This window comes from Terriglobales bacterium, from assembly GCA_035651655.1.
In the GTDB taxonomy this organism is placed as follows: Bacteria; Acidobacteriota; Terriglobia; order Terriglobales; family Acidobacteriaceae; genus DASRFG01.
Genome location: DASRFG010000011.1, coordinates 1 through 17,696 on the forward strand (window position 1 = coordinate 1; position 17,696 = coordinate 17,696).

General features: G+C 54.9%; 17 protein-coding genes. 4 read left to right on the forward strand and 13 right to left on the reverse strand.

Annotation, left to right across the window (positions count from 1 at the left end):
- Nucleotides 1-371: 371 nt before the first annotated feature.
- Nucleotides 372-1,958, forward strand: coding sequence for an MFS transporter (locus VFA76_04975; GenBank protein HZR31188.1), 1,587 nt, complete (start codon nt 372-374; stop codon nt 1,956-1,958).
- A 371-nt stretch (nt 1,959-2,329) separates the two neighbouring features.
- Here the strand turns inward: VFA76_04975 and VFA76_04980 are convergent, their stop codons facing one another.
- Both VFA76_04980 and VFA76_04985 read right to left on the reverse strand, forming a co-directional pair.
- Nucleotides 2,330-2,527, reverse strand: a complete 198-nt coding sequence (locus VFA76_04980; GenBank protein HZR31189.1) for a helix-turn-helix transcriptional regulator — start codon at nt 2,525-2,527, stop codon at nt 2,330-2,332.
- Nucleotides 2,528-2,635: 108 nt separating this feature from the next.
- Complete coding sequence (locus tag VFA76_04985) at nt 2,636-2,809, reverse strand: hypothetical protein (GenBank protein ID HZR31190.1); 174 nt, start codon at nt 2,807-2,809, stop codon at nt 2,636-2,638.
- Nucleotides 2,810-3,366: 557 nt separating this feature from the next.
- On the opposite strand from VFA76_04985, the gene VFA76_04990 reads away from it, so the two are divergent.
- On the forward strand, nt 3,367-3,738 hold the full coding sequence (locus tag VFA76_04990) for a hypothetical protein (GenBank protein HZR31191.1): 372 nt from the start codon (nt 3,367-3,369) through the stop codon (nt 3,736-3,738).
- Nucleotides 3,739-3,850: 112 nt separating this feature from the next.
- Here the strand turns inward: VFA76_04990 and VFA76_04995 are convergent, their stop codons facing one another.
- From VFA76_04995 to VFA76_05010, 4 genes are all read right to left on the reverse strand, one after another.
- Entirely contained in the window at nt 3,851-4,252 is a 402-nt protein-coding gene (locus VFA76_04995) for an ester cyclase (protein HZR31192.1), read from the reverse strand.
- A gap of 68 nt (nt 4,253-4,320) precedes the next feature.
- A complete protein-coding gene (locus VFA76_05000; protein ID HZR31193.1) occupies nt 4,321-5,088 on the reverse strand; it encodes an SDR family oxidoreductase in 768 nt (255 codons plus the stop codon).
- Between the two features lie 56 nt (nt 5,089-5,144).
- Nucleotides 5,145-5,576 carry a heme-binding protein gene (locus tag VFA76_05005; protein HZR31194.1) on the reverse strand — a complete coding sequence of 144 codons (432 nt, stop codon included), beginning with the start codon at nt 5,574-5,576 and terminating at the stop codon, nt 5,145-5,147.
- Between the two features lie 71 nt (nt 5,577-5,647).
- Entirely contained in the window at nt 5,648-6,397 is a 750-nt protein-coding gene (locus VFA76_05010; protein HZR31195.1) for a glucose 1-dehydrogenase, read from the reverse strand.
- Nucleotides 6,398-6,558: 161 nt separating this feature from the next.
- Here VFA76_05010 and VFA76_05015 point away from each other — a divergent pair, with 161 nt between their 5' ends.
- Nucleotides 6,559-7,458, forward strand: coding sequence for a LysR substrate-binding domain-containing protein (locus tag VFA76_05015; protein ID HZR31196.1), 900 nt, complete (start codon nt 6,559-6,561; stop codon nt 7,456-7,458).
- A 461-nt stretch (nt 7,459-7,919) separates the two neighbouring features.
- Here VFA76_05015 and VFA76_05020 read toward each other — a convergent pair whose 3' ends face one another.
- The 7 genes from VFA76_05020 to VFA76_05050 form a co-directional block, all read right to left on the reverse strand.
- The gene (locus VFA76_05020) at nt 7,920-9,017 is read right to left on the reverse strand and encodes a transposase (GenBank protein ID HZR31197.1); all 1,098 of its coding nucleotides are present in this window, start codon (nt 9,015-9,017) and stop codon (nt 7,920-7,922) included.
- A complete protein-coding gene (locus VFA76_05025) occupies nt 8,987-9,886 on the reverse strand; it encodes a hypothetical protein (GenBank protein ID HZR31198.1) in 900 nt (299 codons plus the stop codon). The genes VFA76_05020 and VFA76_05025 overlap by 31 nt, the downstream gene beginning before the upstream one ends.
- 78 nt (nt 9,887-9,964) lie before the next feature.
- Entirely contained in the window at nt 9,965-10,198 is a 234-nt protein-coding gene (locus tag VFA76_05030) for a helix-turn-helix domain-containing protein (GenBank protein ID HZR31199.1), read from the reverse strand.
- A 306-nt stretch (nt 10,199-10,504) separates the two neighbouring features.
- Entirely contained in the window at nt 10,505-11,722 is a 1,218-nt protein-coding gene (locus tag VFA76_05035) for a tyrosine-type recombinase/integrase (protein ID HZR31200.1), read from the reverse strand.
- A 411-nt stretch (nt 11,723-12,133) separates the two neighbouring features.
- A complete protein-coding gene (locus VFA76_05040) occupies nt 12,134-13,438 on the reverse strand; it encodes an AGE family epimerase/isomerase (protein ID HZR31201.1) in 1,305 nt (434 codons plus the stop codon).
- Between the two features lie 134 nt (nt 13,439-13,572).
- A complete protein-coding gene (locus tag VFA76_05045) occupies nt 13,573-13,815 on the reverse strand; it encodes a hypothetical protein (protein ID HZR31202.1) in 243 nt (80 codons plus the stop codon).
- 23 nt (nt 13,816-13,838) lie between these two features.
- Nucleotides 13,839-15,797: an FAD/NAD(P)-binding protein gene (locus VFA76_05050; protein ID HZR31203.1), complete on the reverse strand. Its 1,959-nt coding sequence runs from the start codon at nt 15,795-15,797 to the stop codon at nt 13,839-13,841.
- A gap of 193 nt (nt 15,798-15,990) precedes the next feature.
- Between VFA76_05050 and ggt the strand changes: the two genes are divergently transcribed.
- Nucleotides 15,991-17,664 carry a gamma-glutamyltransferase gene (gene ggt / locus VFA76_05055; protein ID HZR31204.1) on the forward strand — a complete coding sequence of 558 codons (1,674 nt, stop codon included), beginning with the start codon at nt 15,991-15,993 and terminating at the stop codon, nt 17,662-17,664.
- Nucleotides 17,665-17,696: the final 32 nt, after the last annotated feature.

Sequence of the window (17,696 nt, forward strand, 5' to 3'; positions counted from 1 at the left end):
ATTCTGCTGTGAAGTCAACCAATAGACTCTTGGGTCTCACGAATGGAACGCCCCATCATCAAGTGCAAGTCCATTCCACGTCGGTTACAACGTTGTGAAGTGTGCGGATTTACACTCTCGCCGTGAGTTCTACCAGCAATCCGAGAGTATGATCGATACAGGTGATATTTATGCTTTCTGCAATGCAGCTAGGCCTTGCCCTCGTTGTCATGGAACCCGCACGGACGGGAAAGGACATCTTTGCAAGGTGTGTCACGGAGCAGGCGAACTCGCCATAAGCATCCAGATTCGAGATGAAACAGCCATGCGATGAAGCAGTGATCCGGGCCGGAGCTTTAGCCGCGCCTTGTGTGGAGAAATCGCGCCCGTGGGTGCTTGCGGCCACGATTCTTGGTTCGAGCATGGCGTTCATCGATGGCACGGTCGTCAATGTAGCTTTGCCTGCATTGCAATCGAACCTTCACGCTACTGTGGTGGATGTTCAATGGGTCATTGAATCTTATGGACTATTTCTTTCTGCACTGATCCTGGTCGGCGGCGCGCTGGGCGATTCTTTGGGCCGTCGATCCATGTTTTTGGTGGGTGTTGCTTCTTTCGCAGTTGCTTCCGCCGGCTGTGGTTTCTCCTCAAGCATCAAAAGCCTGTTGGTGTGGCGCTCCGTCCAGGGGATCGCTGCCGCATTCCTCGTACCCAGCAGTCTCGCGATCATCAGCGCATCCTTTGACGAAAAATCTCGCGGTAAAGCGATCGGGACGTGGGCCGGATTCACAACCATGACGACTGCCCTGGGCCCGGTTCTCGGGGGATGGCTGATCGAACAGGCTTCATGGCACTGGATATTCTTCATCAATGTTCCTCTGGCTGCTCTTGTTCTTGTTATCTCGATCTGGCATGTGCCGGAATCCCGCAGTTCCGATACAAGAAGTGTCGATTGGTGGGGTGCCGCGATCGCGACTCTTGGCTTGGCTGCCCTGGTGTATGGATTCCTGGAATTGTCAATCCTTGGGTGGACGCATCCTCGGGTAATCGGCAGTTTGATTGCTGGCTTTGGATCACTTGTTCTTTTTCTATTCGTCGAGAAGACCGTCAGGGCACCAATGGTCCCACTGCAGCTGTTTAGATCTGCAAGCTTCAGCGGCGCAAATCTACTAACGCTATTTCTTTACGCCGCCTTGGGCATTTTCTTTTTCCTGTTTCCCTTGAATTTGATTCAGATACAGAAGTACTCGGCCACTGCGACTGGGGCCGCCGTATTACCAACTATTTTGCTTATATTCTCTCTATCGCGCTGGTCCGGAGGGCTCATAACCCGCTACGGTCCGAGGATCCCGCTCATTGTGGGTCCGTTGATTGCTGCGGCGGGTTTTCTTCTTTTCGCTGTACCTAATGTGCAGGCGAATTACTGGACCACATTTTTCCCCGCCTTTATCGTTCTAGGGCTGGGCATGGCCATCAGCGTCGCGCCTTTAACCACCGTGGTCATGAACTCGGTCGAGCCGGAACGTGCAGGCACAGCATCGGGAATCAATAATGCTGTGGCTCGAGTCGCGGGTGTATTGGCAGTCGCGGTCCTGGGCGCTGTCATGGCGTCAGCCTTTGGACACTCACTGCGAGATTCGCTCGCCGGTCTGAACATCAATGCCGACATCGTTCACGAGCTTGAATCGAATGTAGCCAGACTCGGCAGCCTCGATGCACCCTCTAGTGTGGCTCCACAGACCGCCGCGATTATTCGTTCCGCCGTGGCCGAGGCGTTCATCTTTAGTTTTCGACTGATCATGCTGCTTTGCGCTTGCCTCGCGATAGCGAGCGCCGGAGTTGCGTGGCGGAGAATACCTTCTCAAAGTGCTGAGAGAGCACGGATTTCGGCCGAGCTGCAGTCGCCCGCTAACCGCGATGATAGACGTCTGCCATGCCCTCAAACAGAAAAAGACTGCTTATACTATGTTCTGCTGTAATGCCTCCCGTCGCATCCGATTCAGTTCGAAAGGATATCCTCATGAGCGCATCCACAAGCACGACCTCCTCCGCCAGCGTCTTAGCCGACCTCTCCATTCACCCCCTCTCACAATTCTCGACCGTGTGCGTAATGACTCCCAAGGTGCGAAACGAAGCCGCTTGGTACGGGCACAAGGGTAAATGCCTCATGGAGTTAGGGGATCCTAAATGCCAACTGACCTCGGCACCGGGTTAGTAGCTGTAGTGGGCGCACTGCACAGGAAGTAGGTGACGTAGGTCGTTCAGCGCGTTGATGTCGTCTTGCGATACGGTGATGCCCCCTCGTGGCTGGACTCGATAAGTTTCCTTTTCGCCAACATTTCGTACCCGTTTACGCGAACAGTCTTTCGACGGTGGTGTTGTGAAAGCGGGCCAGCTTTATAGCCGCGTCCACTTTCGGGACATGGTTGCCCTGCTCGATGTTCCACAGACGCGTCAGCGAGATGCCAGTCTTCTTTGAGATGTCGCGCAGTGACAGCTTACGGCTAGTACGAAGTGCTGCCAGCTTGCCGTTCTGTTTTCTTCTCATGTCAATGTCCCCTTTTGAGAATGGTTAATTCTACGCTTTTGCCCAGTGTTGGTGGTATGCCCTCCCCTCGTTATCGAGAGCCGATTGGTAAATCGGTCGGCAAAGCCTTCACTCATCGGGTACCCCCACAACGTTCCATTCCTTGACCGCCGACCACCGATTGTAGAGATTGCGACCGTATTCCTCCGCTTCTTCTTTGGAGTTAAACCGCAGTGCGTTGCCGCACCAGTTCCCACCCGGCGGGGTTGAGTATGAGAGCCGCAGTGATGTCAAATCATCCATTCCAGCCAAAACTGCAATCAAGCGTTTACGATGACAGCGGCTTCTCCACTGCACGGTCATCGGAACTAAAAAAAGGATTGAAGCTGTCTTTGGAGGAAGTCGCATTGCTAGGCTCGTAAACACCTTGAATCAGAACACCTTGTTTTGGCACAAGCCAAATCTGAATCGACGTGGCTGACGTTTAGTTTGGGTATGAAACCCAGAATTCTACGCATCTCCTGCGATCCGCATCTGCTGCGAACCGACAAATGATGCTAACGCAAGTGGGCATGGATGATAACGTCGACGGCTTTGCCGTACGGAAAATGAGTGGTAATGTAACCGTCTCTGACAGCCTGCAAGCGAGTCAAAACGTCAATGCCGCAGAGAACATGAACGTCGGACAGAACATAAACGTTCTCGGATGCTTATTGCATCAGGGAACGTCATTGGGGGCACCTGCTCATCGGATGCGCGCCTGAAAAAGACATCCAACCATTCGCGCCTGTGCTCGACAAACTGACACAGTTGCAACCGCCGAAGCAGTTAGCTCTGCGTTCGGCGATTGGCAGCGTCGCGTGGACACCGCCGCAGCCGGTGGGCCGCCGGTGTCCTACGCAGAGCTGATCGACGACTATCTGAGCGACGCACACCGTAAGAGTCCAGGAACAGGCTGTGCCTTCAGCGCGCTGGCACCGGAAATCGCGCGCAGCGATAAGCGGACCCGCGCCCTCACCTCTGAACAGGTCCAGAAAGACCTTGGGTCGATTACCGGGTTGCTGCCAGGCAAGGACAAACGTGCGGCAAGATCGAGGGCGATCTTGACTTTCAGTGCGCTTATCGGAGCCATGTCGCTAGCCCGCGCCGTATCGGATGAGTCGCTTTCGCGCGAGATATTGAAGACCGTGGCAGAGCTACTCAAGAATTCTGCCTCAAAGCACCAGGATTGAGGTGGTCAAACCGTCAATACTTCGATTGCTTAGATTGCTTAGTTTGAGCAGGTCGTCCTAAGAAACTTAGCTGGGCCGAAAAAAGAAGGGCTGAGTGACGTTCTGCTCGTCTTTACTTCGGGAATGAGCGGCCGAACATCGGATTCCCGCTCTTGGACTGTTGCTCGGTAGCTTCGTCCTGAATGACATCCCAATGTTCGACGAGGATCCCATCTCTCAAGCGAACCACGTCCGCCGCGATCCAGTTCACTGGTAGGCCGAGGTTGGAGAACCGTCCATGAACGATGACGTAGTCGCCTTCTGCAAGAATTAGGCCGGGCTCATACTTGAGCGACTGTGGAGCGGCCTTGATGAGGTTGAAGAGCCCATCGCGTCCCGGCTCGATATGAGCGCTGTGCTGAATGTAATTAAGAGACCAGAACCGCTCCGCCGCCGAGTAGTCGCGTTTATTGAACAGGGTATCGAATGCTTCCAGTACGATCGCCTTATTCTTCTTTGCATTTGAATCGCTCATTCGTTTCCTCGCTTGCAAATCGACGTTCGATGTTCTTGTTTTTTCCAGTGCGATCCTCACAGTGCTCATTAAAGCTTCGAACCACCATCAACCGGAATACTGGCACCTGTAATCCAGCGCGCACCATCTGATGCCAAAAAAGCGACCACGTCAGCGATGTCTTTGGGTGTGCCGATTCGCTTCAATGCCTGCATGCCCAGCGTGACCTCGCGACCCTCTTCGGTCTTCGCAAAATTGGACATATCCGTGTCGATTACCCCTGGTGCAACAGCATTTACTCGTATGCCGCGTGGTCCGAGAATAGCGGCCCAGTTCTTGACAAGAGTCTCTAGCGCCCCCTTGGTTGAGGTGTAGGCCAACAACGAAGGGTGCTCCAAGCCGGGCTTCCCAACTACGGCGCGGGCCCCGATCGAAGAGATCACGATGATGTTCGAACCTTCACCAAAAATAGGCAGGAGTTGCTGCACCAGGAAGAAGGGGCTTCGGACGTTTGTCGCAAAGAGGTTGTCAAAATCCTCTATCGTGTAATCTGCGATGCGTGCCGCCTTGCTGATTCCGGCGTTGAGCACAAGCACATCCAATCGATCGCCGGCGATTGAGCGCACCCGTTTCGCCAGCAGCGGAGCGCCATTCGGAATTCCTAGATTCACCGAGATTGCATTTGCACGTCCGCCCTTCGTTTGGATCTCGGATACGAGAGATTCTGCTTCCTGTGTGGAGCGGCCATAGTGAACCAGGACGTGAGCCCCTTCGCCAGCAAGCGCCGACGCAATGGCGCGCCCGATTCCCCGCGACGCGCCGGTGACAAGTGCTGTTTTGTTCTGAAGTGCAGGCATTCGTATACCGTCACAATTCTGAAACGATCATTGTCGCTCGACTCGTTCCCTGACTCTTAAGCCACCGCATCCGATACGAGCGCTAGCGCAGCTCTCGCGCAATCGACGTCGTTCTGCACCATGGGCGCGCCGCTCACCCCAATCGCCCCGATAATTTCTCCGTCCACCTTGATGGGAAAGCCCCCACCCCACGCCGCCACACGCGCGAGCGTAGGAAGGCCGGCCAAGAGCGATGGGTCGCCCTGGATAAAGTTGAAAAAGTCCTGCGTCGAGACGCCGAACAGGGCTGTGTATGCCTTATTCTGCGCAATCTCAATGGTTGGGATCGAGGCCCCATCCATCCGGCTGAATGCCTTGAGATTGCCGCCATCATCAAGAATCGCTACGTTCTCGCTGACCCCAAGTTCTCCGGCTTTCGCTACCGCTCGATCCACCATTTTCTGCGCTAGCTGAGAAGAGATGCTGTGTTTCTTCATCACGTTAGCCATTGGATACCTTCTTCCGTTGGATATGTATTTGCATGCTGATCCTGTCCGCACTTCGCGCATTCGAGAGGCCCTTAGCCCGCAATCATTCCTCCGTCCACCGCCAGGGAGGCGCCAACAATGTAGGAGGCCTTGTCAGACCCAATGAACACGATCGCGTTTGCGATCTCTTCGGGCAAGCCCATGCGCTTGGTAGGAATTTTTGCCGCGAGGAAATTCGATTTGTTCTCCTGCGTTTCCGCAAAGTGGTTGAACATCCTCGTCTCCGTCGGACCGGGACCAACGATGTTGACGCGAATTCCGGTGCCCGCCAGTTCAATAGCCGCGGACTTCGTGATCCCTTCCACGGCGTGTTTGCTGCCGACATATACTGCGGCGGTCGGGCCGCCGACTTTGCCGTAGGAAGACGAGATATTAACGATGCTGCCTTTGCCTTGCGAAAGCATCGCCCGAATTTCGTACTTCATGCACAGAAGCACCCCGAGCACATTCGTGTCGAAAATGGCTTGATAGCTCTCGGGGGTTACGTCGGCAGCCGAACCGGGATTGCCCACTGTGCCGGCGTTATTGACGGCAATGTCGAGGCGACCAAAACGGGCGATGGTTCTCTCGACAAGACTTTTGACTTCCTCTTCATGCCGTACATCGGTGAGCACAAATTCGGCCTCCGTGCCGAGACTGCGCAGTTCTGTGGCAAGCTTCTGGCCCTCATCTTCGTGTCGGCCGGAAATAACGACACGCGCTCCATCTTTTGCGAAGGCCTGCGCCGTCGCACGACCAATGCCTGTCAGTGCGCCCGTAATCAAAACAACTGGTGAACTCATAGCTGCTCCTCCCTGACCTGGAACCCATGCAGGTTGAGCATGGGCTGATTGCCAAGCCGCCTTCGGGTTAGCTCAAATCCACCTGCTTAGATTCTTAAGTTAGGCGGTTGAACCATACTTTGTTAAGCTGGGAGCGATGCCTAGCAAGCATGGGATAAGGGATGGAATTACGACATCTTCGTTATTTTGTCGCGGTTGCTGACGCTGGAAGTCTGACGGTGGCCGCGCGAAAACTGCACACCTCGCAACCTTCGCTGAGCCGGCAGATTCGAGCTCTGGAGGACGAAGTGGGTACTCAATTGTTTGGGCGCAGTGCTCGCGGCATTGAACTGACACCGGGTGGTCGAGCCTTTTTCGATCACGCCCGCACAGTGCTCTCGCAGGTTGAGGCGGCAATAGAAGCTGCACGCCGGGTTGCTCATCCCATCAAGCCGCGCTTCACGATAGGTTTTCTGACTGGACACGAATTGACGTGGATGCCCGAAGTCTTGCATATCTTGCACCACGAACTGCCTAACGTCGACGTGGTAATTTCGAGCCAGTACTCGCCGCTGCTTGCCGACGGCCTTTCGAAAGGGAAAATCGATGCAGCCTTTCTTCGACGGGAACAAGGGGCGCCAGGTCTGGCATTTCACGTTCTCGCCAAGGAACCCTTGGTTGTGGTCCTGCCTCGCAACCACCGTCTCGCTGCGCTTAACGCGATCAGTCCGGGAGATCTAGCGGGTGAGACATTCGTGACCGTCTCGGACACGGCTCCAGTGCTGCGTCGAGTGATCGACAATTACCTGAAGCGATCCGGAACCGAAATAACGCCAGCTCACGAGGCCGATCACCTCGCCATGGGAATGTCCTTAATAGCTTCGACGGGCGGCGTAGGGCTGTTACCTGCTTACGCACAGAATTTTCTCCCTTCGTCGGTGACGAGTCGCCCTGTGAAGGGAGCAACGCCAACTGTTGATCTAGTCCTTGGCTACAAAACGTCAAATCAGTCTCCCGTTCTCAAGCTTCTGCTTTCGAGATTAGACGAGTTGGTCGCTCGTGTCTTGAAGACGAATCGGTAAAGACTTCGATGATACTGTTTCTAATATTCGGAGTGGCTCGATGTGTCCCTGCGAATATCAATCTAGCGCCCCAGCCGTCTTTTCCAGCATCCGCCAGAGTCGTCTTGAGCGCTCCCGCGAACCATATCAGATTGAGGACAGCCAAGCAGTAAAACACGGCCGCAGTGATCGGCTGTTTGATCTCATGCGCCAAAGAGGCGGTGAGTTCTCCCATCGTAGTCACTCGATTGATGTGTGCGAGGTCCGCCTGGGCTTGATGTATAGGAAAAACAAAAATCAATTTCAGGGTGTTACGAGCGGTTCGAGTGAGAACTTAGGTTTTGTTTGGTGACAGATCAGGCACAAGCCTTATTAGGTGGCGAGAAGTGACGGTCGTTAGAGTTGCGATACTGGCCGGGCGAGTGACGTGCGTGAGCTGCCAGAATTGAAGTGCCCCTTTCGTTATAGGTCTTGCTCGAATGCTACGGTGTGACTGGACTGAGCCGCCGGATCCAACGCATCGGTTTACCGGTGCTATCGATCAGGGGATCTACAGCGAAATACTTCCGAAGCGAGTTCCTCCAACTCAGTCGCCGCGGACGGGGACGTTTCTGCTGGCCTAGGAAAGTAAACAGAGCGGCAGATGTCCGGCGTTTGGCGCCGGGTGCGAGCAGCCCGAAATAGCGAATGGAGTGCTGGTAACGGTTCGGCACTTGCTCAGCCAAAGCTGCAACGAAGCCCTCAATAGAATAACGAGTTATCACCCTTCGCTTCAACCTTCGGTCCTTGGTCCAAAACTCGACTTCTCCACCGGTAATTTTCAAAAACCGGCGCTGGGCAATTGGCAGGCGACGAACGTATCTCCCGGCATACTGCAAAAAATGCAACTTTGAGTGGAACCTGTCGATCTTGATGCTCCACCAACGTTCGTATTGGGTCTGTAGAATCTTGCTGAGATCTTCCACCGGCAAATTCGTCCTGAGGACCCCGGCTTTTTGTGCCCCCCTGAGATAGGTGATTACCGCGAAACGCCACATCTGCATCAGAGCATTTCTGTCAAAGTGGAGTCCGGCAAGCCAGCGGCCCTCCGCCTCCTTTAGGCCGCCGGCAGAGACCAGGATGTGAAGATGTGAATTGAAGTTCAAATGGCTGCCGAAAGTGTGCGGCACCACCATGAGAAGAACGCGGACGCCATTTGTCGCTTTGACCCACTGCTGTATCACCGCCGCCCCAAGCGCGGGTAGATCGTGAAGAAGATGACGGTTTTGCTGGAAAATGGGCCAGAGAACGTTGGGCATCGTTAAGACGACGCCGGCGTACGGAATATCTGGGAGCGCGGCCCACTGATCCCGCTGCCAAAATTTCGTGGCACGGTGCCCGCAACTCGGACAAGCTTTCGACTTGCAAGTATGCGGAACGATCTTCTCATTGTCTTCTAAAGCGTAGACTTCCGCGCCCAAGATAAGGGTCCCGCACTCGATGATTTTGCGAAAATTCTCGCGGACCGCGGGACGGGTCTCATCGCGGTCCCAGTATCCTCTTGTGGCTACTAAGATTTGTTTGATGGGTTTGTCGTACATGACGGCATCAACTCCTGGTAGGGCGGGAGGGACTGAAGCAATTCTTCAGTGAGATAGATCGCCTTGCCATTTCCCTTTATGATTTCCACACTGAAGGATCGGGGTTCGGTGGATTCAAGTGCAGAAAGGCGCTCAAGAACACTGGCAGAATCAAGTAGGGTGGGCGTACCTTTCGCCTGATGCCGGGAAAGAAGATGTCGTACCGTTTTTTTAATCCCTCTGCCCCTTTCATATAGCCTCAAGCTTTTTAGCTGTTGTTCTCGTGATAGCTTGCTCCACACCCACGCCCGATGGATCCGAATCTCTCCATTGCGAAGTGCTTGCATGAGTTCCGGATGCGCGGCTAGCATAAGTTGCTTGACCTTAGTCACGTTTCCTGCACAAACACCTGCAGCAGAGGCAATCTCTGACCGGACATCCAGTTTTTCAGCTTCTGTCAAATTTGACCTACCATCTCCCTTACTTGCAATTCGCTGGTTCTCCCGTGCTTTCTCTTTCAAAGAAGGTTCAAGGTCGAGGGCCAGGAGTATTCGACCAAAGTCGTTTATACCGCTCGACCGGCGATGACGCTGCAGTATCCAGTGAAGAGCTTCAACGTCCGTCAGCTCATACTTCATACATTGTAGGGTTGGCCGACACAGCAGCTTTGCCAGTTCCCACCGGGCATAGCCGTCAACAATTAGGTGGTCTTGTGTGATCACGATTGGTTCTTTGAACGCAACATCAGGTTGCTCAGCGAGGGCGGAGAGTTTGGAAGCTGGAACCGCGAGATGATGTCGAAGATAGCTTGGATGCGGCTGAAGCTCGTTTATACGGCAGATTACAACCTGGCTATCAAGCTCACCGGTAATTGTCAATGTTTGCGACATGGTTCTGCTAACGTCTATATGTTTTACTTCCACCGCTGGTTCTAACTGCCCGTTTCGCCAGCAGGTTTTTTCTAAGAATTAGCTTCTCAGACGTGGGCTTACGTCGCTGTTTTGCATCTTGCGCACTTTGCGCGATTCCAGGAATGCCAGCAGGTCGGCTACGTCATACATGATCTTGTGCCCCACCTTGATGTAGGGCAGGTCATACCGCTTAGTGCAGCGCCACACCGCCAGCGTCCCGGCGGAATCAAGGCCGAGAAACTCTGCGGCTGCGAGAGGATCCAATAGTTGAGGCTTAAGTGAGGTGTCCATCGTTTGCTCCGGTGAAGCTGTGTTTGTCTGGAGCAAAGATAAGACGCTTGGGCGGGGTAGGTAAGTGGTAACGCGGCGGTATTTTGGTGGTATTCGGGTGTGAATTAGCCCTCTAGGTCAGCAATGAACACCACGCGCTGAAGGTTATTATTCCGAAAGCAATGCCTCCATCTTCAACTTTGTTCTGGGATACGCACGAGAGAAATCCTGAGTTGCTTCGAGGCACGACCAGCAGAAAGCGCAAAGCTCGTGCACCCAGCTAACATTTTCCCGAAAAAATGACATTCCCAAAACGCTGTGCTCTATCTACACTTTTTTACCTTCAGTAACGAGTCCGACCACGTCACCGCCGGCGAGAAGCATCGCATCGGTCGCACGTCCAATTGATGCGCGCACTGGATCGAGATTTAATCGAGCGTAAATCTGGGTTGCTGCTAGGGATTTGTGGCCAAGGCTCTTGCCGATGATCGGGAGACTCGACCCCATAGTGGCCTGCCAGCTGCCGAGGGTACGCCGCAGATCGTGAAGCCGGAGATCGGTGATAGCCGCGCGCTTGAGAATCCGCTTCCATGCTCCCTTCGGCGATACCAAGTGACCGGTGCGGCCGGTGCCGGGGAAAACCCACTGGCTATTGTTCGCTTTGCGAGCATCGAGGATACGCATGGCTGCGGGCATGAGCGGCACCACGAGCGGCTCATTGTTTTTTGTTTCCGCAATTTTCCACAATGCTCGCTGCCAGTCGATCTCTGCCCAGCGCATCTGCTGCACGTTCGACCGGCGAGCGCCGGTAAGCAGTGAGAGAAAGATGTAATCTCGAATCGTTTCATTCGGCTCATCGGCCACTGCCCGGAAAAATGCAGGTAGCTCGTCGCCGTCGAGAAATCGCGCACGGCTGCGCTCAGGATTCCGCTCGACAGCTTCCGCTGGATTCTCACCCTTCCAGCCCCATTGCAGGCCTTTGTTGAACACCCTTCGCAGCATCTCAACCGCTCGGTTGGCTGCGATCGGGCCACTCGCCCGACTGATGTGCGTGTGAAGCCGCACAACCTCGAGTTGTTTGATCGAAGAGATTTTGCGGAGGCGCCAGCTGTGAAAATGCAGGTTGAAGCGCCGTACATCTTCGCGCCAAGTCTTCCTAGCTAGTCGCCTAGCGTGATCTTGAAGGTAAGTTTCAAACAATTCGCCCAGCGTCATCTCTTCGCGGACATTCCGCCGCTCGTGGCCAGGATTCTTCCCCAAAGCGATTTGAGCATTGAGCTCCTCGGCGCGGTGACGCGCTTGCTCAATGCTCAGATCGGCATAAGGGCCGATTTGAATGCGCTCCGGTCGTCTCGCGATCTTGCGATAGAGAACGAAGCTCTTTTTGCCTGCCGGGGTAATGGCGATAGCCAAGCCGCGGACTTTGGTGTCATAGAAGTAGCTGCGCTGTCCGTTGGTCGGGAGGGGAAGGGTATTGATGCGGTCACGGGTAAAGTTAAACTTGCGTGCTACCGATGTGCTACCGACCGCGTCAAATCTCAGCAATTTCGATGCATCTAGATTAACCATGCCGAGGTAGAGAATAGCGGGGAAAACGTTGAGGGTAAAGAATTATTTATCGCGGTTAACAACCGTACAAGCCGCGCATGTCTGCCTTACAAGCACGAGGTCGCAGGTTCGAGTCCTGCACTGCCCACCATTCAAATCTTATCCTCGCACGAGTTTCCAGCCAATCGCCGCTCATGACTTGCAATCTCACTTTCTCCACACTGTGCCCAGAATTGTGCCCACTCAGCATTGCCATAGCCTCCAACACTCTGTCTGAGGAGGGATGGACGTAACGTGAAGATATTTGTTCCAGCACGATTCAGACCGCTCCTACGGATTCGACTGCCGCCTGGACAATCCCAATCACTGGGTGATGGAGATTACCGAAGCTTCCTACCGTAAGCTGAGTTACAGTGTTCCTCCCAGTCGCGAGATGATTTCGAGGCAGGCTCGCGTCACGTGATAAGGAGCCTTCCACGGATCGACTTTGGTGTCATCAATTCTTCCGTCATGGTACAAGGCGGTGTAGACCTCTCCATACTGGTGGTCGACCCAGCGGTCCATGAAAAAACGCACCTGCAGGTCGAAGGCCTGCCAGTATTTAGGATCGCCGGTAAGCTGATAAGCATTGAGGAAAGCAACCATGGCCTCGCACTGTTGCCACCATTCCATGTCTCGGTTTGTGGCAGGTTCAGTAGCAGGACCGGTGCGGTAAACACCTCCATGCTCTTTGTCGAAACCGTAGCGGAGGGCATGGTCGACGAGAGCGAGGCTGGCACGGCGAATCTTGGCATCCTCCTGCCGACCAACACGCCGCGCTGCCTCTGTTATCAGCCAACTGGCTTCCAGATCGAGACCATATTCGCATTGCTTGGAATCACCGTCGTGATCGGCGACATTCCAATCGTCATGAAAGTAGTAGCGGCCGTAGCCGACTTCTGAGTCGATGATTCTGTTGACGAAGATGTCCAGCAGTTCGTTGAGCCGCATCTTCACCTTTTGATCGCCGGTAACGTCATAAAGCGTGGCCAACGCTTCTACCAGACCCAAATGCCAGTCGTAGGATTTTCGTCCGAAAGAACCGGCGCCGTTCGGGCCATCTTTGTAGTCTTTGATGAACTGCCAATCTGCGGTGAAAGCAATGCGGTACCCGCCATGGTCGTTGTCATGCGCGTACAGATCAATGACTCGAAAAAGGTCGAGCGCTTCGGTCGCCACCTGATTGTCGTGAAAAGCCAGTGCATACTCGGCTAGTCCCTCCATTACATACGACATGGGATTGAGCTCTTTATTCGAATTAACAATCTTGCCTTCACGAGTGACCATGAAATAGTAGCCGCCGTGCTCTCGATCCCACATTTTGTCGCGAAGGAATTTCAGACACTCCGCCGCCATCTTCTGATAGTCGGGATCGGGATACCGACGGTATGCCTCCGAGAACGACCACAGCGAGCGCGAAATCAACACAACAGATTTGTTGCCGTAATCAGTGGGTTTACCCTGACGATTCAGGCGCCCGTAGATGCCCCCATATTCTTTGTCGAGGGCCTGATCAATCCAGAACTGGAGCACCGTATGCTGCAGCGTATCGCGGATCACGACCGGCCAGTTGCGGGCGGCCTCGCCATTCATCTGCGCGGCCAGACAGATGTGAGTCGAGCAGAACAGCAGGAGTACGAAGCGGGGGATGAGCTTCCTGATGTTGAGGTTCATGATCGCTCCAATTCCTTGGGGACTGCTGTTCCCAACGAGAGTGCCGTTACGCCCACCATTCGTTTTGCCCATATCGCACGCGCGGAGTTGGTGGCGGTCCCTTTGGCACTGCCGAGCGTAGGTCCTCTCCGGAATCAACTCGCCTTGAATAGAATGAGTATGCTGATTGCTTCGCCTAACAAACTTTGAGCCTTCTCTGGGTCGTCGGTCTCAAGTGCGTGGTACGCTGCACTCACCAGCATCGAAAGTTCACGAATAGCCTTCTTTTGATCTTCGCGGAGATTTGAGTTGTCCACTTTATCAAGTGTAAAACATTCCCGGATCTCGACATTTGATTTTGATCCCGCTTTTGCTTCGCCCAGATGTGTCTGCGGCAAACACGCTGCTTCCGCAACCCCAGTTACGACCCGATCTTCAGCTCGTTTACCGCCCGGTAGGCTTGGTCAATGGCGCAGTTGGTGTAGGCAAAGGCGTCGGCATCTGCGTTGGCAATCGCAACCCGGCCAAAGGGCTGCCGGGCTTGCACGCACGGCAATGGTCCGCCTTCCAGCCAGAAGGGATCCCACAGCGAGTTGTACTGGTAAGCGTAGCCGTGCGGCCAGCGGTTCACGGTGATGGCCGCAATGTCGCGCGCCGCGTCAAATCCGCCCGCCCCTAGAGTCCGCAGCAATTGTTCCCGGATATTACGTTCAAAAACCTCGAAGCTCGTAACGTATAGCTCCGCCCGGCCTCTGCGGTGTTGCGTACGTCCCGGCAGGCCGGGACGGCAGGGCGTGCGCATCATGTGCACAACGATAGGCTCCTGCGGCTTTGTAGTGCACTTGTACTCGCCGATGCTGACTCGCTGGTCTAGATTGAAGTCGCTGAAATACCCTCCCGGAGCGTGCACCGCGCTCACTCCAAGCTTCACGAACGGCTGCCAATTCCTGAGCGCCACATTCGTATAGACGATGGGAACCTTCTCTGCCTGGGAAAGCGCCTGTACTTGCTGGTCGGGCAATTCCTCGCAGAGAAACGGAATCATCGTATGCCAGCAGGCCAGGACACAATGTGCCGCGCGCACTGTGTATATCTTGTCTTTCTGCACGTAGGCGATCTCCACTTCTTTCGCTGACGCCACGTTTCCCACATGCCTGACCCGCGCCACGGTGCTGTTCAAGCGAATTCGGACCGGAGACTTTGCTTCATCTAATCTGCCGTAGTTAACTTGCGCCGTGACCACGTCGTCGGCTGTGCTGCCCGGGACCGCCTCCGGAATCAGTCCCCGCACCAGTAATCGCGCTATCGAGGCATTGCCGTCCGGGAAATGGAAGAAGTACTTTTCCGCAGCATCATCTCGAATCGCGTCCCGTCCCATGCCGGGCCCTGGTTCTGGAGGCAGCTTGAGGCCATCGAACCCAGGGAGTCCGAGTCCCCAGGCATCTTGTGCTGAGACTGCATCAATTCCCAAGCCATACAAACCATGGGGCACGTTCTGCAGGAACGCTACTACCTGCGGATCAACTTTCACCAGCTTGCTGAGGAACTCGGCATAACTGATCTTGGCCAGACGAAGTTTTTTGTCGGCCGAGCTCAGGCCCGGCAACAAGTCTTCGTTCAGCGAAAACAGGCGTTTCAAATCGGCCTTTGTCGCAGCGTTGAGTGGGGCTGTCTCAAAGAATTGCTGCATTGACTTCTGCACGTCATCCGGAGCGGCCTCCGACTCTCCCCATCGCGCAAAAGGGCTTCGTACCAAGCGGTCGGTGCCGAACATTTCCTTGTGGAAGAAAATCGCGCGATGCAGGCCCAGGGAAGAAAACAGGTTCGCGTTATTTAATTGCGGGAAGCGGCTTACAACAATTCCCAAATCCTCAATCAGCTTCTGTGAGACCGCGCTGTACGGAGAGGGGGTCTCAATGGAAAACGTTCCGCCAAAGCCCAGCAACTTCCTGCCGCCTACTTCGAATTCATTCCGCTTGGCGTGACCGCCGAAGTCGTCGTGGTTCTCAATGATCAGCACGCGTGCGTGTTTCCCAGCGGCCTCCCGAAAATATCGCGCTGCAGCCAGTCCGCTGATTCCTCCGCCCACAACCACCAGGTCATAGCGCTCGCCGGTGTCCGTGGGAGTGCCGGCATTGCTCCAGAAGGTTCCATCCCGCAAGCTGTGGGCGACGTCGAATGCGCCCGCGTGGCTCCCACGCATCCCGCTTGCCGCTGGCGGATAATAGCCTGCCTTGTTCTGCGCTTCCGTGCTGCTCGCGTCCCCGAACGAAATCCCCGGAAGCATTGCCGCCCCAATCACCACGGCTGCACCGTTCATAAAATCGCGGCGCGTGATGCTTCGGTCCATCCCCAATTCTTTGTCGCTGAACATGCCCATGTTTGTTCTCGAATTCAAAAAACGCCCGAAAATTCCCGATCGCGTGCTCTTGCCCAATAAACATTGTTTCAGGTTCTCCCAAGCTACTAGAACTCCCAAGCCCCCCGCAAGCTAGCGGGCATTCTTACGCACAACCCACGCCCCTGTGATGTCACAGGGTATAAACTCTTGAGTTCATTTCCGCGGAGGGTAAATGGTGCGGCTTGCTCTGCTGCTGGTATTCACGCTGGCGATTTCCTACGGCGTTTTCGCACAGGACCGGTCGTATGGTCGCTCGATGGTCATTACCGACCGCGGCATTACCGCCACCAGTCATTTCCTTGCATCACAGGCGGGAGCGCAGATTCTCGCCCGGGGAGGATCTGCCATTGACGCTGCCATTGCCGCCAATGCAGTCCTCGGTGTCACCGAGCCTATGATGAATGGCATCGGTGGCGATCTCTTCCTTATTTATTGGGAGTCCAAGAGCGGCAAGCTCTACGGGTTGAATTCCAGCGGCTGGGCGCCCCGTGGTTTGACCATCGATTTTCTCAAGAAGCAGGGCATCACCTCCGTCCCCGAGGAAGGCATCCATAGCGTGACCGTCCCCGGCGCTGTAGACGGGTGGAGCGCAGCGCACCTGCGTTTCGGCCGCGTTCCATGGAAGGACCTGTTCTCTCCCGCGATTTTCTACGCGCAGCACGGCTATCCAGTTCCCGAGTTGATCCATGGCTTCTGGGCAGAGGACGAACAGAAACTCGTGAAGAGCGAAGAGGCCCGCCGGATATTCCTTCCCGGCGGTAAGCCACCGGATATCGGCCAGACGTTCTCCAATCCCGACCTTGCGAAGGCCTTGCAATTGATCGCCGAACAAGGCCGTGACGCCTTCTATAAAGGAGAGATCGCGCAAGCTATTCTGCAGACTTCCGCCGCGCTTGGCGGGACCATGCAGGCCGACGATTTAGCGCAATTTTCCGCAGAGTGGGTGGATCCCATTTCCATCGATTACCGCGGTTGGAAGGTCTACGAGCTGCCTCCCAACGGGCAGGGGATGGCGGCTTTGGAAATGCTGAACATCATGGCCGCGTTTCAGCCGGACAAAGATGGCCCACAAGGAACCGCCGAGCTTCACAAAAAGATTGAAGCCATGAAGCTCGCGTACGCCGACCTTTATCGTTACAACGCCGACCCGCGCTTGGCCAAAGTGCCTGTCCACGGCCTGCTTTCGAAAGAGTACGCCCAACAGCGCGCGGCGCTTATTAACCCAGCCCACGCCAACTGTAGCCCGCCCAGCGGCACTCCTCCGCTTAGCGATACCACCTATCTCGCAGCAGTGGACAAAGAAGGAAACATCGCTTCTCTCATCCAAAGCAACTACGCTTCTTTTGGCTCGGGCGTGGTAGTCAAGGGCATGGGATTTTTTCTACAAAATCGTGGCGCGCTCTTTTCGCTTGACGCCACCCATCCCAATGCGCTCGCGCCTCGTAAGCGCCCCTTTCATACCATCATTCCCGCGTTCATGGAACGCGGAGACATGCACATCGGCTTTGGAATTATGGGTGGTCCCAATCAGCCATTGGCCCACGCACAATTTGTTTCCAATCTCGTGGATTACGGTATGAACATTCAAGCAGCACTTGAAGCTCCCAGATTTACCGTTGCCGGTGGCCACGTCAGCTGCGACATCTTGATCGAATCGAGAGTGAAGCCGCAGGTGATACAACAACTCAGTTCCAAGGGACACAAGTTGCAAGTTCGCAAGGAATATTCCACCGCCATGGGGCGGGGCCAGGCCGTGCTCTACAACTCCGCAACCAAAATAAACTTCGGTGCTTCCGATCCGCGCGCCGACGGGTCCGCCGAACCCGAACCACTTCCTCAACCTTAGCGGGATGATTTCCTCTTACCGAGACTTTCGGT

Bases quoted from the DNA above. Each gene is read 5' to 3' on its own strand.
- VFA76_04980 (HZR31189.1), bottom strand. From the start codon at position 2,527: ATGAGAAGAAAACAGAACGGCAAGCTGGCAGCACTTCGTACTAGCCGT.
- VFA76_04985 (HZR31190.1), bottom strand. From the start codon at position 2,809: ATGGATGATTTGACATCACTGCGGCTCTCATACTCAACCCCGCCGGGT.
- VFA76_04995 (HZR31192.1), bottom strand. From the start codon at position 4,252: ATGAGCGATTCAAATGCAAAGAAGAATAAGGCGATCGTACTGGAAGCA.
- VFA76_05000 (HZR31193.1), bottom strand. From the start codon at position 5,088: ATGCCTGCACTTCAGAACAAAACAGCACTTGTCACCGGCGCGTCGCGG.
- VFA76_05005 (HZR31194.1), bottom strand. From the start codon at position 5,576: ATGGCTAACGTGATGAAGAAACACAGCATCTCTTCTCAGCTAGCGCAG.
- VFA76_05010 (HZR31195.1), bottom strand. From the start codon at position 6,397: ATGAGTTCACCAGTTGTTTTGATTACGGGCGCACTGACAGGCATTGGT.
- VFA76_05015 (HZR31196.1), top strand. From the start codon at position 6,559: ATGGAATTACGACATCTTCGTTATTTTGTCGCGGTTGCTGACGCTGGA.
- VFA76_05020 (HZR31197.1), bottom strand. From the start codon at position 9,017: ATGTACGACAAACCCATCAAACAAATCTTAGTAGCCACAAGAGGATAC.
- VFA76_05025 (HZR31198.1), bottom strand. From the start codon at position 9,886: ATGTCGCAAACATTGACAATTACCGGTGAGCTTGATAGCCAGGTTGTA.
- VFA76_05030 (HZR31199.1), bottom strand. From the start codon at position 10,198: ATGGACACCTCACTTAAGCCTCAACTATTGGATCCTCTCGCAGCCGCA.
- VFA76_05040 (HZR31201.1), bottom strand. From the start codon at position 13,438: ATGAACCTCAACATCAGGAAGCTCATCCCCCGCTTCGTACTCCTGCTG.
- VFA76_05050 (HZR31203.1), bottom strand. From the start codon at position 15,797: ATGGGCATGTTCAGCGACAAAGAATTGGGGATGGACCGAAGCATCACG.
- ggt (HZR31204.1), top strand. From the start codon at position 15,991: ATGGTGCGGCTTGCTCTGCTGCTGGTATTCACGCTGGCGATTTCCTAC.